Source organism: Micromonospora sp. RV43 (assembly GCF_001029515.1).
Taxonomy (GTDB): Bacteria; Actinomycetota; Actinomycetes; order Mycobacteriales; family Micromonosporaceae; genus Micromonospora; species Micromonospora aurantiaca.
This window is the reverse complement of sequence record NZ_LEKG01000168.1, coordinates 1-17942: the sequence shown is the minus strand read 5'-3', so window position 1 is coordinate 17942 and position 17942 is coordinate 1. Positions and strand designations below refer to the sequence as shown.

General features: G+C 68.3%; 18 protein-coding genes, 1 tRNA gene and 1 pseudogene. 16 read left to right on the top strand and 4 right to left on the bottom strand.

Translation table 11 applies throughout. The features are described 5' to 3' along the window. Positions 1 to 123: 123 nt before the first annotated feature. Positions 124 to 438: pseudogene (locus ABD52_RS29965) on the bottom strand (tetratricopeptide repeat protein); the annotation flags it as partial. Positions 439 to 638: 200 nt separating this feature from the next. Here ABD52_RS29965 and ABD52_RS29960 point away from each other — a divergent pair. The 6 genes from ABD52_RS29960 to ABD52_RS29935 all read left to right on the top strand — a co-directional run bounded on the left by ABD52_RS29960 (position 639) and on the right by ABD52_RS29935 (position 5615). After that, a tRNA-Leu gene (locus ABD52_RS29960) sits at positions 639 to 722 on the top strand. Positions 723 to 839: 117 nt separating this feature from the next. Then, positions 840 to 1316, top strand: coding sequence for a hypothetical protein (locus ABD52_RS41115; RefSeq protein ID WP_225319821.1), 477 nt, complete (start codon positions 840 to 842; stop codon positions 1314 to 1316). Then, the gene (locus ABD52_RS29950; protein ID WP_047893966.1) at positions 1313 to 2329 is read left to right on the top strand and encodes a site-specific integrase; all 1017 of its coding nucleotides are present in this window, start codon (positions 1313 to 1315) and stop codon (positions 2327 to 2329) included. Before ABD52_RS41115 ends, ABD52_RS29950 begins: the two co-directional genes overlap by 4 nt. Positions 2330 to 2440: 111 nt before the next feature. Further along, complete coding sequence (locus tag ABD52_RS37685) at positions 2441 to 3184, top strand: hypothetical protein (RefSeq protein ID WP_053065514.1); 744 nt, start codon at positions 2441 to 2443, stop codon at positions 3182 to 3184. A gap of 569 nt (positions 3185 to 3753) precedes the next feature. After that, positions 3754 to 4125, top strand: coding sequence for a hypothetical protein (locus tag ABD52_RS29940; protein ID WP_135241044.1), 372 nt, complete (start codon positions 3754 to 3756; stop codon positions 4123 to 4125). Beyond that, positions 4122 to 5615: a hypothetical protein gene (locus ABD52_RS29935; protein WP_047893964.1), complete on the top strand. Its 1494-nt coding sequence runs from the start codon at positions 4122 to 4124 to the stop codon at positions 5613 to 5615. The genes ABD52_RS29940 and ABD52_RS29935 overlap by 4 nt, the downstream gene beginning before the upstream one ends. 256 nt (positions 5616 to 5871) lie before the next feature. Here ABD52_RS29935 and ABD52_RS29930 read toward each other — a convergent pair whose 3' ends face one another. Then, on the bottom strand, positions 5872 to 6057 hold the full coding sequence (locus ABD52_RS29930; protein ID WP_047893963.1) for a hypothetical protein: 186 nt from the start codon (positions 6055 to 6057) through the stop codon (positions 5872 to 5874). A gap of 437 nt (positions 6058 to 6494) precedes the next feature. Here ABD52_RS29930 and ABD52_RS29925 point away from each other — a divergent pair, with 437 nt between their 5' ends. Genes ABD52_RS29925 through ABD52_RS29915 form a run of 3 tightly spaced genes read left to right on the top strand, consistent with a single transcriptional unit; the run spans position 6495 to position 10380 of the window. Beyond that, a complete protein-coding gene (locus ABD52_RS29925) occupies positions 6495 to 7649 on the top strand; it encodes a tyrosine-type recombinase/integrase (RefSeq protein ID WP_047893962.1) in 1155 nt (384 codons plus the stop codon). Beyond that, complete coding sequence (locus tag ABD52_RS29920; protein ID WP_114920895.1) at positions 7646 to 7981, top strand: helix-turn-helix transcriptional regulator; 336 nt, start codon at positions 7646 to 7648, stop codon at positions 7979 to 7981. Before ABD52_RS29925 ends, ABD52_RS29920 begins: the two co-directional genes overlap by 4 nt. Further along, positions 7978 to 10380, top strand: coding sequence for a hypothetical protein (locus tag ABD52_RS29915; RefSeq protein ID WP_047893961.1), 2403 nt, complete (start codon positions 7978 to 7980; stop codon positions 10378 to 10380). The genes ABD52_RS29920 and ABD52_RS29915 overlap by 4 nt, the downstream gene beginning before the upstream one ends. A gap of 99 nt (positions 10381 to 10479) precedes the next feature. On the opposite strand, the gene ABD52_RS29910 is transcribed toward ABD52_RS29915, so the two are convergent. Next, positions 10480 to 11067 (bottom strand): TetR/AcrR family transcriptional regulator, encoded by a 588-nt coding sequence (locus tag ABD52_RS29910; RefSeq protein WP_047893960.1) that lies wholly within the window; start codon positions 11065 to 11067, stop codon positions 10480 to 10482. 84 nt (positions 11068 to 11151) lie between these two features. Here ABD52_RS29910 and ABD52_RS29905 point away from each other — a divergent pair, with 84 nt between their 5' ends. From ABD52_RS29905 to ABD52_RS29875, 7 genes are all read left to right on the top strand, one after another. Then, positions 11152 to 12063, top strand: coding sequence for an ABC transporter ATP-binding protein (locus ABD52_RS29905; protein ID WP_047893969.1), 912 nt, complete (start codon positions 11152 to 11154; stop codon positions 12061 to 12063). Further along, on the top strand, positions 12044 to 12781 hold the full coding sequence (locus tag ABD52_RS29900) for an ABC transporter permease (RefSeq protein ID WP_047893959.1): 738 nt from the start codon (positions 12044 to 12046) through the stop codon (positions 12779 to 12781). Before ABD52_RS29905 ends, ABD52_RS29900 begins: the two co-directional genes overlap by 20 nt. A gap of 103 nt (positions 12782 to 12884) precedes the next feature. Further along, complete coding sequence (locus ABD52_RS29895) at positions 12885 to 13736, top strand: ATP-dependent DNA ligase (protein ID WP_082171420.1); 852 nt, start codon at positions 12885 to 12887, stop codon at positions 13734 to 13736. 368 nt (positions 13737 to 14104) lie between these two features. Continuing rightward, positions 14105 to 15154 carry a nucleotidyltransferase gene (locus tag ABD52_RS29890; RefSeq protein WP_047893958.1) on the top strand — a complete coding sequence of 350 codons (1050 nt, stop codon included), beginning with the start codon at positions 14105 to 14107 and terminating at the stop codon, positions 15152 to 15154. Then, positions 15151 to 16716: a ThiF family adenylyltransferase gene (locus ABD52_RS29885; protein ID WP_047893957.1), complete on the top strand. Its 1566-nt coding sequence runs from the start codon at positions 15151 to 15153 to the stop codon at positions 16714 to 16716. The genes ABD52_RS29890 and ABD52_RS29885 overlap by 4 nt, the downstream gene beginning before the upstream one ends. Next, on the top strand, positions 16608 to 17264 hold the full coding sequence (locus ABD52_RS29880; RefSeq protein ID WP_318528086.1) for a Mov34/MPN/PAD-1 family protein: 657 nt from the start codon (positions 16608 to 16610) through the stop codon (positions 17262 to 17264). Before ABD52_RS29885 ends, ABD52_RS29880 begins: the two co-directional genes overlap by 109 nt. Beyond that, positions 17261 to 17554, top strand: a complete 294-nt coding sequence (locus tag ABD52_RS29875) for a DUF6602 domain-containing protein (protein WP_152748339.1) — start codon at positions 17261 to 17263, stop codon at positions 17552 to 17554. Before ABD52_RS29880 ends, ABD52_RS29875 begins: the two co-directional genes overlap by 4 nt. Here ABD52_RS29875 and ABD52_RS29870 read toward each other — a convergent pair. After that, on the bottom strand, positions 17542 to 17942 hold a 401-nt coding region (locus tag ABD52_RS29870), incomplete at its 5' end, for an IS5/IS1182 family transposase (RefSeq protein WP_047893954.1). The two genes, ABD52_RS29875 and ABD52_RS29870, sit on opposite strands and share 13 nt — an antisense overlap.

Genomic DNA, 17942 nt, shown 5'->3' with positions numbered 1-17942 from the left:
CGCTGTTCGTCAGTTCGAAGTGGTCGCCCACGGCCATGCCGCACACCGACCGGCCCTCGATCCGGTCGACTGTCACCTTCAGGTCGTAGATCTCCATGTCGCCGTCGGCGCTGTCGCTCACGGGCCCAGCTCCTCGGACACCCCGGCGAGGTCGAAACTGAGCGCGAGCATCAGCGGGTCGGCCTCGCCGCGGCGGCGCTCGCCGGCCGCGTAGGCCTCTTCGAGTACGCGCCGGGCGGCGGCCGGTTCGTCGGCCTCGCGGTGCAGCCGGGCCAGCAGGTGACCGGTGGCCAGGACGTCCTGGTGGTCCTCGCCGTACGCCGGGCGGGCCGCGATGATCGCGTCGGCGAGCAGGCGGCGGGCGCTTGTCAGGTCACCCGCGGCGCGTAGCGCGAGGGCCTGGTGTTGAGTGGCGATCAACGGGGAGGGGTGGGACACGTGAGCAATGCTGCCCGGAATCGCCTGTTGCGCGCTACCCACACGATCGTTGTGGCGGCTGACCTGCGCAAACGTGCCGCGCTGGAGCTGATGTGCATGATCGTTCCGGGCCGTGTACAGTAATGCCCCGTGCGGCCCGCCAGGCCGACCGATGCGGTGAGTAACTCACATTGGTCGAACGGGTAGGCTGGTACGTGCAGGTCCGGGTGGCGGAATGGCAGACGCGCTAGCTTGAGGTGCTAGTGCCCGTATAGGGCGTGGGGGTTCAAGTCCCCCCTCGGACACTCCCGCGTAGCATCCGTGCGACGTTGGACGTTCAGGTGGTCAAGCATGCTTGACCACCTGATTTCACTCTCTGTTACCGCCGTTGGTGGCAGCCTCGTCGTTGGGCGAGGTGGGTCATGACAGACCGGCCGATCGATTCGGTGATCCCGGCGGTGGTTCCGTCAGGCGGGCTCAAGATCCGCGGCGACTCGCGTGCCGCGATGAAGCGACCGCCGCTGCCGCTGGCGCGACTAGCTCCTACTCGTGACAGCAGCACGGTGTATGGGCTGGCGACTCTTGATGTGCATGGCCGCGTCGCTGATCGGGCGGTGATGATCGCTCTCGGCTGGGCTCCTGGCCTCAGGCTGGGCATCAGGGAAAGCGGCGGCCTGATCATCGTCGGCCCTGACCCGCGCGGGGTGTTCCGGGTGACGAAAGAGGGCCATGTGCGGTTGCCCGCTGTGGTCCGCCAGTGGTGCGGGTTGACGGCTGGCGATCGGGTGCTGCTGGCGGCCGATCCGAGGGCCGGACGTCTCGTGCTGCACCCGCCGGCCTCGCTGGACGCGGTGGTCGCGCGGGTGCAGGACGAGGCGTTCGCGGGTGGTGAGTCGTGAGCGGCGTGGCGGGCAAGGCCGAGCTGGAGGCCGCTCGGTTGTTGCTGTCGCGGATGGGCATCTCTCCAGCGGATCTGGTGGCGGCGACGTCCGATCGTCCGCCGGCTCCGACGTTCGCGGAGTATGTGCCGGTGGTTGCCGCTGCGGTGAGTGCTGGGACGCGGCGGGCGTACGGGTCGTACTGGAAGCGCGTGGTCGAGCAGTGGGGTCAGCGGCGTATCGATGAGCCGACACCGTCGGAGATCGAGCGGCTGGCGGAGTACGTCAAGACGCACGTGGTGGCCCGCCGTAACGCGCGGGGTGGGCGCAGCGCGGCCGAGCATCTGATCGCGTCGTTGCGATGCCTGTACCGGCGGGCGGTCGCCGACGGGCTCCTGTCTGAGGCCGAGAACCCGGCGTTGAAGGTGGCGAAGCCACGGCGGCTGCCGAGCACCCGGCGGGCATTGGCGGACACCCGGTTGGCGGAGATCAACGAGGTAGCGGCGTCCACGGGTGACGATCCGGCGTTAGACAGTCTGCTGCTGCGGTTGCACACCGAGACGGCGTGCCGCCGAGGTGGGGCGTTGGCGTTGCGGCCGGTCGACCTGGACCCGGACCAGTGCCTGATCCTGCTGCGGGAGAAGGGTGAGACGGTGCGGTGGCAGCCGGTGTCGCCCACACTCATGCGGTACCTGCAGCGGCACGCCGAGCAGCGGCACGCGACCGAGACGGGGCCGTTGTTCCGGTACCGCAGCGGGCAGCCGATCACCTACCGGCGGTACGACCACCTGTGGGTGCGCATCGGTGAGCACCTGCAGTGGGTGCACGCGCAGCAGATCAGCACCCACTGGCTACGGCACACCACGTTGACCTGGGTGGAGCGCAACTTCGGCTACGCCATCGCCCGGGCCTATGCCGGTCATTCCGCCGGCGGGGGAGATGCCGGAACCACCGCCACCTACGTTCGCGCAACTATCCACGAGGTTGCTGCCGCGCTGGCGGCACTTACCGGTGAGCCACATCCGCTGGCGTAGTGGGGTGTTGGGGCGGGCCCTGTCCTAGGCGGACTGGGTCCGCCCCAAACGATTGGAGTGGGCCCCTCCGGTAGGCGCTCGCCGTCGTACAGCGCGGTTACGGTGACGGCTATGGGCTTTCCGCAGGTGCCGAGTCCTCGGCGGTCCGCCGAGGATGACGCTGACCAGGCCTTGCCGTTTGCCATCGGACTGGACGACGCGTCACCGGAGCGGGTCGCTGCGGTGGCCGCTGTGCTGGTCAATACTTGGCAGGCGGATTCGGGTCGGTTTGCGGCGGCGGCCGCGGTGTGCCGACGCCGGCAGGGCGAGGGGGACGAGGATGTTTGGGGGGAGACTGCGAACCTTCTGGACCGGGCCCTGCGCATAGTCCACGACGCCGGTGCCGACAACGACGATGATGCTCGGGTCCGGCTCCTCGGACAACTCTTCCCGGATCCAGGGCCCTTCCGGTGGGACACGGCGCGACGCCGCGATCCTGTGTGGTGGCTGCGCCGCCTGGCGGCACTGCGCGTCCGCGCGGTCCACCTACCAGCCGGCGCGCCTGCCGGGTTCCAGCGGCTGGTCCTTCGTCGGGGCCTGCTCGTCGTCGGTCAGGTCGACTTCCAGGTGTGCCAGGGGTGTCGGCGTGGCTACCTGCGGAAGATCAGCGTTGATGGGGCCGCCAAAGGCTATGGGATCGGCACCCGCGCCGTGCTCAAGCTCTATCGGCGGTACCCGGGCCTCACCTGGTACACGACCACTCAGTACGACACCGCTGGGACGTTTTGGCAGAAGGTCGCGCGGCGAACGGATGGGGCTTTTACCGAGAACCACGACGGCGCGTGCGAGCACATGAAGATCGACCGACGGGCCTGACCCACACGTCGGCATAGCTCAGCTGTTGCGGTGACCATAAACCTTGACCGGGTTGGCACCAAGGCAGGAGTCGTCACGCTGTCCCTCATGGGCCAACGTGACAACCGGGAGTCTGATGTCCGACGGCTCCTCGACGATTTGTGCATCAAGCTGGGCTTCTGCCTGCCACCCGAGGAGAGCCAACGGCTTCGCGAGTCCCCTCCGGTGAGGTGGACAGCTTCACTGATGGGGTCTTCGAGGCCGAGGGAATGGGCGACATGAGGTACACGGACCTCCGCCGTCAGGTACGAGGGGTCGTCGATCAGTAAATGAGGCGATGGGTAGGGACCGAGGATCAAGCAGCCGGAGGTCAGACCCGGTGAACGTTCGTGGTCACCGCACTATGCAGGGGATCCGCCGGCCCGCGGTTTTCGGCGACGGTGCGGTGGGCTGGTGCGCGATGAGGTTGTTCGGCTCCAGCCAGACCTCGTGTGAGGCTCTACGTCGCTGACCTGCTCGGACGCGGGATATCCACAGGGAAGCACCAGGTGGGGTGGACGAGGCGCGGCCGATTGTCGGAGGCTTCCCGCATGGAGTTCCCGGAAGCAGCCACCATCCTGAGTGCGCGTCTCGCCGCTGGCGGTGACAGCCTCGCCGCCGCCGGCGCCGTCCACCTGGCCATCGAAGCCTGGAAGCACTTGGGCGGGGTTGATCCCGCGTGGGACCGCCTCGGACTGGAGGTCCTGGACGTCCGCAGCCGCCTTTACGAGGACGACGTCGTCGTGGACGCGGCTGCCCCGGACGCCGACGGGCCCGAGGTGCGGGCTGCGGTGAGGGATCTCATTGAGCACCTTGCCCAGCACCACGATCGCCGTGCCGTCGCCGAGGATGGGCTGGCTCAACGGCTCGACCACGACGCGGCCGCCCAGCAACTACGCCGGGCGGCAGCGGCCCTGGCATGACGGTCGGCTTCTGGTACGAGGAGGCGCAGCGGGCGATGCGGGCGGCCACTGCGGCGGTGACCAGACGCCGTGCGGGGACCGCTGGGGAGATCAACGGTCTGGTGGGTGCCCGGTCGGACCTCTATCACCAGCTGGCCAGGGTGACGGAGCTGCTGGTCGGTGGTCGTCCGGTGGCGGAGGTGCCGGACAAGGCGGCTGCCGCGCTGGTTCTCGGGCGGCATGGGCAGAGCCTGACCCGGTTCTATGTGGGGTTGCGGGCCGCCGCAGTGGTGAACGAGCGGCTACCGCCAGCACCGGAGGTCTCCGATGGCGCGGCACGGTCGCTGCGCCGGGCCGCTGACGCGATTGGCGTCATGGGTGACATCATCGCCGGTCACGTTCCACCCGGGCGGCGTCCCGATACGCCAGAGGGGATCGCTATCCGTGCCGGGGGCGGTGTCCAGGGAGGGCTTGGTGATATTGCCCGGCTCGCCGTGGATGCCGTGCGGCTCGACGGCCGCCTTCCCGCTTGGCTGGACCGGGGTGGACCTCTGGCGCAGACGTACAGGCCGGTGGCGGAGGCAGCCAGATGGACGAGCGGCAGCCGGTTGAGCGCCGTCGCCAAGGAGCTGGTCGCGGCCGCGAAGGCTCAGCCCGACCTACGTGAGCTTGATATCGCCCGGTCGCCGCTGCATCCGGCACCGGCGGTGGACACCGTCGATGCGGCGATCGCAGCGGTCCGCGCTGCGCGAACCTGGCTGTGGCTTCACCCCGCCCAGGTCACGGGAGTGCACCTTCAGGTCGGGACGCAGCTCGGCCTGGCGGCGCACGTCCTCACGGCCGACGGATCCCTGGCGATGACCGGGGGTTGGCGGCAGGCGGCGATCGCCGCTGCCGAGCTACGCGCGGCACCGGCGGCCGGCCCGGCCCAGGACACCGTCGCCGAGATGGGCGAGGCCCTGCGGTGGGCCCGCTCGCTGCTGGGCCCTGCAGCAGCCCGGGGGCACATGCAGCATCGGGGGAGGGACGCCGCGCGGCTCGGCAGCGAGATGTTGCTGATGGCCGCCGCCCTCCACCGAGGCCTACGCACGGCGACGCAGCGGCGGAATCTGTTCGTTCGAGGGGATGCCATCCTCGAGCGTCCCGCCGGTTCGCTGGTCTACCGAGCCGCTCCCCATTGGCGGCCCGCAACAGCCGACGATGACCTTGTGCGCGACCTCAGCCGGGCGTTGTGGCAGATTGTCGGGTCCGGCGCCGAGGGTGATCCGGCGAGCATGGTCGCTCATGTGCTTGCCCAACCGCCTCGCCCGCGAGCGGTGAGCCCAGCAGCCGCAGAGAGCCGCAGTCCGAAGCCGGATGTGCTGCCGGACGACCGGGCGCGCCCGGGTCCCAGGCAGGGAGAGGGTAGGCAACCAAACCCGGCTGGCGCCGAAACCTTGGCTGCGGTGTCGGGCAGGGAGGCGGTTGAAGATGGCGGAGTGCCGTTGTCGGGCGAGATTCTGATCGACTAGTTCGGCGGCGGCGAACCGGTACACGTCGTACCCGTGAAGCCGCGGTTCCCGGTCTTCGGCGACCGGTTCGCCGTAGCGATGAGGCTCGGCACGGCCGTCAGGGCGTACGTAGTGCTGGACGCCATCGCGCTCGATGACGGTGCGGATACCTGGGGAAGTAGCAGCAGGAAGTACATGCGCTGTCGCGACAGGGGCGGTTTACCTGGGGCATGGTGGGCTCGCGTGTACGGGTCGCAATGCAGGTAGACCTCAGGGATCACGGGTCTTCGACAGCCTCCCGCAGGCTGACGAATTCGTCATCGTGCAGCTTCGGTTCGTTGGCGGCCATGTGCACGACGTCGTTGCCCAGGTGCTCGCCCCTGACGAGCCGAAGCGGCGACGCCGCCGCGACGGGCGCTGACGGCTGAGTCGAAGTGACCCTGAAGGCTGACAAGACGAACATTTGTTGTAGCCGATCTTCGCCCGTTCCGGGTGGCCCCTCACCGACGATGGGCGAGGGGACAGGGATGATGAGCTTTCACAGCCCGCGCAGGCGGTGAGTCCGGCCCGGCGCCGGGCTGCGGCGGATCTCGCGTTGCGCCGGCCGGTCGCGCCGATGCTCGCCGCGCCGGTCGATGTGGTACCCGAAAGTCCCGACCTGCTTCATGAACCCAAGTGGGACGGGTGGAGGTGCATCGCCTTCCGCGAGACCGACGGGGTGTACCTGCAGTCGCGGGCTGGCCGGAACCTCACCACCTACTTCCCGAACCCTCGGGAATTGCATCGGATGGGCTCGTTGCCATCGTTAGCTGCTAGTCCTGGAGCCTATCTGCGACCGATTCTGCCCTCGACTAGAGGGCGAGTGAGCTGGGCTTTTGGACAGTCAGTCCCGTCTGATGCATGATTCACCCGTCGTACGAGCTCGGGGAGGGGCGAGTGGGGCGGGCTAACCTCGCGGGTTCGGCGGGTCTGGAGTTGGTCGCCGGTGTGGTGCAGTTGCGGCCTCAGGAGGCGATGGTGGAGGCGATGCTGCGGGGCTGGCGGGCGCAGCAGACGGCGCGGGGGCTGCGCGAGGAGACGATCGCGCAGCGTGAGCATCTGGTCCGGGGTTTTCTGGCCTTCACGAATGAGTTTCCCTGGGCGTGGTCGGCCTCCCATGTGGACGAATGGTCGTTGTCGTTGACCAGTGAGAAGCATCTGCGGCCGTCGACGATCCGCAGCTACCAGGGCCAGTTGCGGTTGTTCACCGAGTTCCTGACCGATGGCCGGTATGGCTGGGTAGCGGCGTGTCAGGAGGCGTTCGGAACGCATCCTGTCCCGGTTTGCCATGAGTGGAACACGCTGTCGCATCTGGATGACTACGAGGGCGATCCCGAGGCGCGTGCTTTCACTCGCGAGGAGCTGCAGCGGTTCCTGGACTATGCCGATGATCAGGTCGGCCGGGCGGTTCGGGCCGGGCGCAAGGGGGCGCTGGCCGCGTATCGCGATGCCACCTTGTTCAAGGTGATCTACGGGTGGGGGCTGCGGCGCACAGAGACCGCGAAGCTGGACCTGCTCGACTGGGGCCGCAACCCGGCGGCTCCGGAGTTCGACCGGTTCGGGATGCTGCATGTGCGTTACGGCAAGGCCAAACGGGGTCAGCAGCCGCGCCAGCGCAACGTCGCCTCGGTGATGGGATGGGCGGTGGAGGCGGTGGCCGACTACGTGCACAACATCCGGCCGCGGTTCGGTTCAGGGGAGCACCCGGGCATGTGGGTCACTGAGCGGGGTGGCCGCATCAAGCCGGCCGAGATCAACGCCCGCTTCGGTGCCTACCGTGAGGCGTTGGGGATGTCGAAGGCACTGACGGTGCACTCGCTGCGCCACTCGTACGTGACGCACCTGACGGAGGATGGCGTGGACCGGCGATTCATTCAGCAGCAGGTGGGGCATGAGCGCGACAGCTCAACAGCGGTCTATACCCACGTCAGCGACGACTTCATGAGTACGGCGTTGCGTAGGGCGCTGTCGCCGGCCTTCACCGGCGGCGCCATCGGAGCCGAGGAGGGGCGTTGAGCGGCGCCAAGCTGGATTACCGGTGGCATCTACGTCAGGTGATGGCCAGCCGCGGCATGTTCTCCACCACCGACCTGCTCGGGCCATTGGCCGAGCGAGGTGTCCGGCTGTCCTCCAGTCAGGTGTACCGGCTGGTCGTCGAGCGGCCGGAGCGGTTGAGCTTGAAGGTCTTGATGGCGCTGCTAGACATCCTCGACTGCCGGATGGTCGACCTGGTCGAGCCCGTCGCCGCCGAGGCGGACGCCCGGCCACGCAAGGCGGCCGCCGCCGGGCAGGCGGGGGTCGGGGATCTGCGGCCCAAACGGGCCCGGATCACGGGTGTTGAGAATTGAGCGCTGCGGACAGTGGAACCGAGCTTGACCTGCTGCTGCCCGTCGTGGAGGCCATCACCCGGGTTGATCCCACGGTCGACGCCGCGCTGGTGCGGGCCACGGTCGCCGGGGTGGTGGGCGGCCACGCCGCCAAGCGCCGCCGGCTGGCTCAGGCGATCTTCGAGCGGCCGCAGGTGCTCGTCGACGGCCAATCACCGGCTCCTTCGGTCGTGGGTCAACTCCTTCTGGCGTTACGCCAGGCGGGCGTGGCGCAGGTGTCCGCGCCGCGCTGCGCGGGCTGCGGCAAGGGCCTGGTAAGGAACATGTGGCGACGTAGCGGGCAGTGGTACTGCTCGGTGTGCGGCGAGCGACGGGAGCCCTGTGCTTCCTGCGAGCGGATCACCAAGGCGCACAGCCGCGACCGGGACGGGCGTCCGCGGTGTGCCCGCTGCACCCCGGCAGACCGCGCCGCGTGCCTGCAGGCGGTCGCCGCGGCCGTCGCCACCGTGGACCCCGGCATACCCGCTCACCTAATCGAGGAAGCCATACGTGCGTCGGCACCCAAGCCCCAGCAGCTGCGACGGCTCGCCTGGGCCGTCACAGAACGCCCAGACCTGCTCACCGGATCAGGGCACGACGCGCCCACCCACACGGTGCTGCTGCTCATCGACCACCTCCGCGCACGAGGAGCTACCCGCATTCACCCGCCCGAGTGCCCCGGTTGCCGGCGCACTGTTGCGCTGGTCGAATACCGCGACGGAGTGCGGGTCTGCCACACCTGCGCCGGCAAGTCCCGTGAAGTGGAATGCAGCCGCTGCGGCAAGGTTCGCGAACCGTCTGCCCGCGATCTGCAGGGACGCCCGCTGTGCCGGTATTGCAACGCGACCGACCCGGCGAACCTGAAGCCGTGCGTGCGCTGCGGCCGGCACCGTCGTGTTCACGCCCGCACCGACGACGGGCCGGTCTGCGCGGCGTGCCGGACACCGCCACCGATGCAGGCGTGCTCCATCTGCGGCCGCCTCGCGCACTGCGAAACCTCGAAAGCCACGGGCTTGCCCTGGTGCGTGCCCTGCCGAAGCAGGCGGATGAGGTGCACCGGCTGCAGCCACGTCCGGCTCGTACGCAGCGGCACGATCGACCGGCCGCTGTGCGCGGCCTGCACCCGGGCCGAACCTGGTTACTGGCTGAGCTGTCCCCGCTGCGGCGTCTCCGGCCAGCTCACGGCCGCCGTGTGCAAGCGCTGTGCGCTCACCGACCGGCTTGACCAACTCCTGGCCGACCACACCGGCGCGATCCCCGCCCCGATGCAGGCACTACGTGACTTCCTCGTGGCCGGCGACCAGCCCCAGAACGTGTCGGCCTGGCTGAATCGCCAGCCCCGTGCCCGCTCCCTACTGTCCGACCTCGCCACCGGCCGCACCCCGCTCACGCACGACACCTTCGACGCGCTCGAGCCCGACAAAGCCGGGCGGTACCTGCGAGAACTACTCGTCGGCGCGGGAGCGCTGCCGCCCCGCGACGAACTCCTGGCCCGGCTGGAACGGTGGCTGCACGCCACCATCGACGCCATCCCCGACCCGGCGCAGCGGCACCTCGTACAGCAATACACGGTATGGCACCTGCTCAGACGGCTCCGCCGTCGCGTCGCAGGCACCCACGCCAACACCAATCAGTGCAGCGCGGTGCGGGACCAGACCCGCGCTGTCATCAGCTTCCTCGACCTGCTCAGCGCCAACCACCTGACCTTGGCCACCTGCGCCCACACCCACCTCGACCGGTGGCTGGCCGGCGGCCAGATCCGCCACAGCAAGGCAGTCGGCGCCTTCCTACGCTGGGCGAACGCCAACAAGCTGACAGCGGTCTACCTACCCGTCCAGCAGTGGGGCGGGCCAGGTGCTCCCATCGACGGCGACCGCCGGTGGGAGATCGCCCGCCGGCTCCTTCATGACCACACCATCGACCTGGCCGACCGCGTCGCCGGACTTCTCGTGGTCCTCTACGCCCAGAACGCCGCCGACGTCAGCCGGCTCACCCTCGGCCACCTGCAGGTCACCGACGACAGCGTGCGGACACGACTCGGCGACCGGCCCATCGAGATACCCGAACCGCTCGCCACGCTGACCCGCGAACTAGTCACCGCCAGAACCCGCTCCCACACCCACGTAGGCAGCCAGACGTGGCTGTTCCCCGGCCGGCTCGCCGGGCGCCCCATCACCGACGGCGCGCTCCGTGACCGCCTGGCACGGATCGGTATTCACGTCACGCAAGCGCGGACCGCAGCACTGTTCCAGCTCGCCACCGAACTGCCCGCCGCGATCCTGGCACGCGTACTCGGCATCGACATCAAAGGCGCAGTCCGATGGCAACGCGCCTGCGCCGGAGACTGGACCACCTACGCAGCCGACGTCAGCCGACGGTGACCTCGGGGTCGCCGATGTCAATGTGATCCCGCATGGCGCGACGCCTTGATCGAAGACGGGGCCATGATCCTTTCCAGGTGATCCCGCCGGGCAGTGCCATTAAGGACGCTCGCGTCCCAGGATCGCTTTGACGCCGGTCGTGTAAACCTCGGCCGGCACTGCTTGGGGGTCCAGCCAGCGCTGGAGACCCACGCCAATGTCGAGCGCCAAGAGCAACGTGGCTAGCTGATCGGCCGGCAGGGGGAGATCGTCACCGGCCAGTGCGGTGGCCTCCTTGGCGTGGGCGTCGCGGACGGTTTGGAGCCACTGGGTTAGCGGAGCCCGAGCGGATTCGTTGCGCATGCCGTAGAGCCAGAGCTCGACGAACGCCATTGCGAAGCGGCGAATCTCAGCACGGTCGACGTTGGACTCGTAGCTGTCGCTGAGGCGACCCACCCACGCGGCCAGGGACCGGCTCGGGGGATGTGGTTCGTCGGTGCTGAGCTTGCGTTCCAGGATCGCCGCGATGAGGTCGTTCTTGCTGCCGAAGTTCGCGTATATGGCGCCCTTGGTCAGGCCGGCGGACGCGGCGATCTCATCCAGAGAGGTCTGGTGAATCCCTCGATCGCCGAAGCGGGTCTCCGCAGCGTCCAGCAGGCGCGCCCGAGTGGCCTCTTGCTGCTGTGCTCGGGTGAGTCGTTCAGCCATGGCACCAAACCTATCCCATTGACATTCGATCCGGTATCCAGATACCGTTGGGTATCCAGATACCGGACAGTATTCGGGGTGCTCATGCTGCACATCGACAACCTGACCAAGGTCTATCGCCGCGGGGCGCGGGCCAACGATGGCATCAGCTTGGCGGTAGCCAGCGGCGACGTCCTCGGCCTGCTGGGACACAACGGCGCCGGCAAGACCACCCTGCTGAATCAGGTCGTCGGTCTGGCTCGGCCGACCGCCGGCACGATCACCCTGCTCGGCCGCGATCCGGTCGCCGAGCCCGCCTGGGCACGCTCGGTCTGCTCGTTCCAGCCACAGGCACACGCTCCACTCACCGGTGTCACCACACGGCAGGCGATCGAGATCATCGGCGGAATCCGCGGCGGCCACCGCCGGGCGGTGCAGCGGCGAACGGCCGAATTGCTCGCCGCACTGGACATCGAGGAGTGGGCAGACCAGCCCGGCGAACGCTTGTCCGGCGGCGTACGGCGGCTCACCGCGTTCTGCATGGCAATCGTCGAGCCCGGCCGGCTGGTCATGTTGGACGAGCCCACCAACGACGTTGACCCGGTGCGCCGGCGCCTGCTCTGGGAGCAGGTCCGGGTGCTGGCCGCCGAGGGTCGCGGGGTCGTCCTGGTCACTCACAACATTGCCGAGGCCGAACGCGTGATTGACAAGGTCGTGGTCCTCGACCACGGCCGAGTCGCTGCCACAGGTACCCCGGCCGCCCTGGCCGCCGACCGACAGATGCGCCTGGAGTTGACCGTACCCGCCGAACCGACCATGCCGGCCTGGTCGCTAAGCACCAACCGGGAGGGCGACCGGCTCACCGTCACCCTCGCTGAGGAGAACGCGCACCTCGCGGTGGCCTGGGCTCAGTCCCTGACCGGCCGCTTCTCGCTCAATCCCATCAGCCTCGAAGAGGTGTACGTCACCCTGACCGAGAACCCGGAGGCCCATCGCAATGCGGCACTGGTTCCGTAGCTACCTACTCCTGCTGCGCTGGTCGGCGATCCGACTGCGCTACCTGCTGCCACTGGTGCTGGTCATCCAGATCTTCCTCTCCGTCGGGATCGTCCTCGGGTTCGCGTTCCTGTTGCCGCAGATCGATTCGGCCACTGCGCTCTACCTGTCCACCGGGGCACCGACATTGGGCCTCATCACGATCGGCATGGTTATGGCACCGCAACTGGTGGCCACCTCAAAGACCGAGGGCACTTTCACCTACAACCAGACGTTGCCAGTGCCACGCACCGCAGTTCTCGTCTCGGACGTCACCACCTGGCTGATCGTTGGGACACCGGGACTGATCCTTGGGCTGGTGGTCGCGGTGCTACGTTTCGATATCACCCTCCGCGTGAGTTGGATGGCCATACCGGTGATGTCTTTGGTCGCGCTCACCACGACCACCGTCGGCCTCGCGATCGCGTACGCGGCCACGCCACCGGTGACGAACATGGTCACCCAGCTGATCGTCTTCATCGCGTTGATGTTCTCGCCGATCAACTTCCCAGCCGATCGGCTCCCAGAATGGCTACAGACGATCCATCAGGTACTGCCGTTCCAGTACATGGCGCAAGCAGTCCGAGAAACCCTGAACACTCCACCAGACGGCATAGCAGCACCGCCGTTCGTAGTGCTGGCGGCGTGGTGCACGGCAGGCCTCGTCATCACACTGCGCATCATGACTAGGCGAGACTGAACCGCCTATCCCGGTCATGATCGCCGCCCTCTTCGACGAGCATCGCCAGGCGCCGCGAAGGCCAGCATTCGGACAGTTCTGATATCCCACGTCGCCAGCAGACATCACCCGGGCGATCCGGACGCTCCCGCATGGGGTGGTGCTGGACGGTGAGCTGATCGTGTGGGAGCGCGGCCGGACGAACTTCGCGCAGTTGCAGCGGCGCGTCACCGCCGGCCGCGGCCTGCTGCGCCTGGTCCACGACTGCCCCGCCCACTACGTGCTGTTCGACCTTCTCGCGGACGCCGGCGGGCAGGTGGTTCTGAATTTGCCGCTGTCGGAGCGGCGAGTCCGGCTGGAGCGGCTGCTCGCTGACGCGCCGGCGCAGCTCGCCGTGACGCCGCAGACGACCGACATGCGGCTGGTGGCGGACTGGCTGCTGACCTGGACCGTCGCGGCCGGGATCGAGGGCGTGGTTAGCAAGCGGCTGGCCGGGCGGTACGAGCCTGGCCGGCGCGGCTGGTGGAAGTTCCGGACCCGGATCGTGACCGAGGCGATCGTCGGCGGAGTGACGGGCAGCATCCGCAACCCCGACACCCTGTTGCTCGGCCGGTTCGATCGGAGGGGACGGCTGCGGTACACGGGGCGGACACACCCGCTGACGGGCCTCCAGCGGACGGAGCTCGCCGGGCTGCTGTCTCCGCTACGGCCTCGGCAACACTACAGTGCCGCCGTGGTGCACCCGTGGCCGGAGCCGTTACCCGCGTCCTGGTCCGGACAGCTGGACCGGCCGGAGCCGCTGCGGTACGTGCAGGTGGAACCCAGCGCGGTGGCGGAGATCGACGCCGACGTGGCGTTCGAACACGGACGATGGCGGCACCGGGTGAGGTACGCGCGCTTCCGGCCGGACATGTCGGTGTACGACGTACCGCTGCTGCTCGGCGAGGAGGAGGGCTACTTCGGCGACCTGGGGTGAGTGTCCGTGGGTCTGCTGATGAGCGGCGGGTGCTGCCGGATCCGCTGCAGCACGCCTCAAACAGTCACCTGAGCCCGAGCCGCTTGCATCCGCTTCTGGCCGATGAGAGCGCGCTCCAAGGCCGCAATGAACGGTGAGTGCCCGGGTGGCCGAGGACTCGGGCGGCTGCTGGTGCGCTTCGTAGCGTCCGACCGTCAGCTGAAGAACCATTCTTGTCAGTCCCTCCCGCTACTGTCGATAGCCGGGGTGAGCAGGACGAATTGAGCTACCACGGTAGGCGTTCCCCGTGGATTCGCTAGCGGACGGCCCACAGCCCGGGCACTCACTGTTGATACGTCGGGTAGGTGGCACGTGGAGGAGATCAGGCGATGCCGGCGTTGGTGACGCAGTTCGACGAAGCGCTGAGGAACATCGAGCCGACGGAGGCCGACAAGACGAACGCGCCGTTGGCTCATGCAGAGGTGAGTGATGCGCTCGCCGACGATTCGGTGATCGCAGGTTGGGGTTTCGAGCGGCTGCTCATCGGTAGCTACAAGCGGCACGTCAGCATCCGGCGGATCAAGGACGTCGACGTATTCGGCCGGCTAACCGAGGTGGGGAGTGACGTCTTGCCGAGCACGCTCCTGGGCGAGTTCGAGCGTGTACTGAGGAAGGCGTTCCCGCCAGTTGACGGCAAGACGCGGGTACACCGGCAGGCGCGCAGCCTCCAGGTGAGCTTTCCGGAGTACGACGGGCTGTACGTGGACGCGGTCCCGGCGCGGCCATGGACTTCGCCTACTGGCGTCGAGGCGTGGCAGCTGCCGAAGCGCGAGGACGGTGACGATCCGCAGGGCTGGCAGGCGACGAACCCTCATGAGCTGACCCGCCTGACCAGTGAGTTGAACAACGCGGACAACTTCGACGGCTTCTACGTGCCAACTATCAAGCTGCTGCGGCAGACGCGCCGAAGTCTGGTGGGTAAGCGCAAGCCCGGTGGGCTCACCGTCGAGATTGCCGCCCTGCACGCTTTCCGCACCGGCCTGGTTGAGGGGCCGACGCAGGCCGACTACTACGCCAGCGCACTACGGGAGACCGGGAACGTCCTGCACGACGCGTTCGTACTCGACTTCGGGCTCGATGATCCGACGATCCCCGGCGAGAAGGTGGCCGTCCGGGCAGAGGACGAGGACAAGCGCGACCTCGCCAATGCCTTTCTGGACGCCGCCGATCGGGCCGAGGAAGCTTTGGCCAGCGATAATCGGTGCGCTGCCGCGAAGGCGTTTCGTGATCTGCTCGGTAAGGCCGTCGATGACCAAGGGGACAACGACTACGTGTTCCCGATGCCCGCGGACTGCAACGCTGACGGCACCGCCAAGCGGTTCGCGTCAGTGACCGCTGGAGACCGTGCCGTTCCAGCAGGTAACCGCCGGTTCGGATGACCACCGTCGAAGGAAGCGACGCGGCCGAAGCGCTGCGTATCGGCAGGGCCGTCGCCCGCGACGCGCTCCTGGACGTTCTGGCCCAGGCCGGCTTCCGGCGTGTTGCCGGCCCAGAGGATCGCTGGCGCGGTGCCCTGACGTTCCAGCCAGCCAATCGAGACAACGGGTCGGTGCGAACGACGCTGGTCGAGGTCGTCCTTGAGGAAGACTTCCCCTTCACTGCACCGAAGGTCTTGCCGCTGAGCCGTGGCTGGGCCGAGCAGGTAACCGGGCGAACGTTCACCGACAGCTATTACGAGGCCAGCAACGGCTGGCACCGCGACCTCGACCGTGCGATGTGCCTGTTCATCCAGGCAGATCACACTCGGATCCCCTGGGCCGACGGCGAGCAGTTGCTGGACCAGGCCCGTGCCTGGCTGGCCCAGGACGCGGCAGGGTGGGGCGACGACGTACCCGCGCTGGACCTCGACCGGTACCTGCACCCCTCGGCAGAGCGAGCCCTCATCCTGTACGGCAATCTGGCCGGACACGAGGGCAAAGTGCTCCAGCTGCGCCGGAAACGCCACGGCGTTCTTCGCGTCGGCCCAGTAGCGGCGCCTCGCCGGCAGGGCCGCGCCAGCGGCCACCGAATCTGGCCGTCCGACACAGTGCTGATACTGAACGCTAAGGAATTGGACGGCCCGATCCGAGACTGGGATGATCTCTGCGCCGCCGTTGACGCTGACGGTGCCCGTACTCTGGCCCGCGCCTACGACGACGGCCTGCGGAAGGTAATGCTGATCTACCGCCACCGCACGGCGCGAGGAGTACTGGGACTCGCGCTCGCCGCCGACAAGGACGACAAGGTGACCGTGAAATCCTTGAAGACGGCTCCCGACGACCTCACCACGCGCACCATCCGCGCTCATCCCCGAACGGAGGAGCTCGCCAGCAAACGAGTCGCGGTCGTCGGCGTCGGCGCTATCGGGTCGGTGGTCGCTGACCTGCTACATCGCAGCGGCGTCGGGGAACTGGTGCTGATCGACGGTGACCTCCTTCTGCCGGGCAACACCACACGCCACCTGCTCGACGGCGATGCAGTCGGGTTGCCGAAGGCGCGTGCAGTCGCGGAAGCCCTGTGCAAGACACGCCCCCGGTTCGGTGCCGTGCAGTGGCAAGACGAGCGGCTGCGATCCGTTGCCGACGCTCTCACCCTGCTCGCCGGTCACGATGTTGTCGTCGATGCCACGGCCGACTCCACCGCCACCGCAATGCTCACTGCGGCGGCGCGAGCTGGCGCCGGGCACCTGCTGTCCGTGTGCGTCCTCGCTGACGGCTACGCCATCCGAGTCGACCGCGCTCCCGTCCGTGACGGCGAGCAGCCGCTGCCACTCCCGCAACTGCCGCCACCCCACAGTAACGTCTACGAAACCGGGTGCGGCAGCCCCATCAGCCAGACACCACCGGCGGCGGTGTGGGAGGCCGCCGCCCTTGCCGTCCGCCACACCACCGGCCTGCTGCTAAATCCCGGCGCCGCCGCGCCTGGCGAACAACGTGCCCTCGCCGAAGGGCAAGATCAGTGACTGCATACCAGGGCCCGGGCGACCTCCTCATTACCCGGCAAACCCTCGACGCGATGATCGCCGACGGAATGGCGGCGCTTCCGCACGAAACTGGCGGCATCCTGCTCGGCTTCCGCACACCAAACCTCATTGTGGTCACCCGCACGGTCACGGTCGCGGATCCGCAGAGCAGCCGACGCAGCTACCTGCGGCGCCACCGCCAAGCACAAGCCCGAATGGCCATCGGGCGCGGCGATGCCCCGCCTGTGGTGGGATACGTCGGCGAATGGCACACCCATCCCGCTGACATTGGCCCAAGCCGGACCGACCTGCGCGCCCTCGCAGCCATCGCCCGCCTCGCCCAGGGGCCCGTAGCACTCGTCGTCCTCGCCGACCCAGCCCAGAGGCTCTCGCATCTCCACGGCCGCGTTGCAATCCGCCAAGACATTTGGCCCGTGGTCGCCATCAACCCCGTCCAGATCGAGAAGGCTGAGGTGGCGATCACCGAGGACACGGCAGCCAGCCTGGAAGCCGAAGCCACGGCCCTCACGACAAGGGAGTCTTCTTGAGCGCCAAATCCGACGACAACCGGCCATTTAACCTGCGCACCGCCTTCGCCGCGAAGTCGAAGCGACTACGGGCCGTCATGGAGGCCGCACCGGAGCTCGTCGGTCACATGCCGACCATCGGCGACGGCAGCGAAGCCGAATGGATCACGATGCTTCGCGACTTTCTACCGAGGCGATACGCCGTCGACAAGGCCTTCGTCGTCGACAGCTGCGGCCACCAAAGCCTCCAACTCGACGTCGTCGTATACGACCGGCACTTCACCCCATTGAGCCATTTTCATCCTGCGTAGCGGTCGGCTTCGACGCGGTGCAGGACGAGGATGGCCTGCACGATCGCGGTCGCTCGGCGTGGGCAGCAGCGCAGCTTGACCAGGATTTTCCAGGTCTTGAGGGTGGCGATCGCGCGTTCGCCGCGGGCGCGGATCTTCGCGTGCGCTCGGTTGACGGCCTTCTGCCGGCGTGACAGCTTCGGCCGGAAGCGGCGCCGCTTGAACGGGGTGCGCACGCTGCCGGGGGCGCCTTGATAGCCCTTGTCCGCGAAGGTCATCACGTCGGTGCTGGCCAGGGCGTCGATGATGCCGTGGGTGCGGGCGGCGGTCAGGTCGTGCGTCGAGGCGGGCAGCGCGGCCGAGGCCCAGACGAGACGCCCGGCCGCGTCGGCGATGACCTGCACGTTCA

Coding starts and splice junctions, on each gene's coding strand:
- ABD52_RS29910 (WP_047893960.1), bottom strand. CDS start 11,067: ATGGCTGAACGACTCACCCGAGCACAGCAGCAAGAGGCCACTCGGGCG.
- ABD52_RS29890 (WP_047893958.1), top strand. CDS start 14,105: ATGCCGGCGTTGGTGACGCAGTTCGACGAAGCGCTGAGGAACATCGAG.
- ABD52_RS29885 (WP_047893957.1), top strand. CDS start 15,151: ATGACCACCGTCGAAGGAAGCGACGCGGCCGAAGCGCTGCGTATCGGC.
- ABD52_RS29930 (WP_047893963.1), bottom strand. CDS start 6,057: ATGTTCGTCTTGTCAGCCTTCAGGGTCACTTCGACTCAGCCGTCAGCG.
- ABD52_RS37685 (WP_053065514.1), top strand. CDS start 2,441: ATGGGCTTTCCGCAGGTGCCGAGTCCTCGGCGGTCCGCCGAGGATGAC.
- ABD52_RS29935 (WP_047893964.1), top strand. CDS start 4,122: ATGACGGTCGGCTTCTGGTACGAGGAGGCGCAGCGGGCGATGCGGGCG.
- ABD52_RS29940 (WP_135241044.1), top strand. CDS start 3,754: ATGGAGTTCCCGGAAGCAGCCACCATCCTGAGTGCGCGTCTCGCCGCT.
- ABD52_RS29900 (WP_047893959.1), top strand. CDS start 12,044: ATGCGGCACTGGTTCCGTAGCTACCTACTCCTGCTGCGCTGGTCGGCG.
- ABD52_RS41115 (WP_225319821.1), top strand. CDS start 840: ATGACAGACCGGCCGATCGATTCGGTGATCCCGGCGGTGGTTCCGTCA.
- ABD52_RS29905 (WP_047893969.1), top strand. CDS start 11,152: ATGCTGCACATCGACAACCTGACCAAGGTCTATCGCCGCGGGGCGCGG.
- ABD52_RS29925 (WP_047893962.1), top strand. CDS start 6,495: ATGATTCACCCGTCGTACGAGCTCGGGGAGGGGCGAGTGGGGCGGGCT.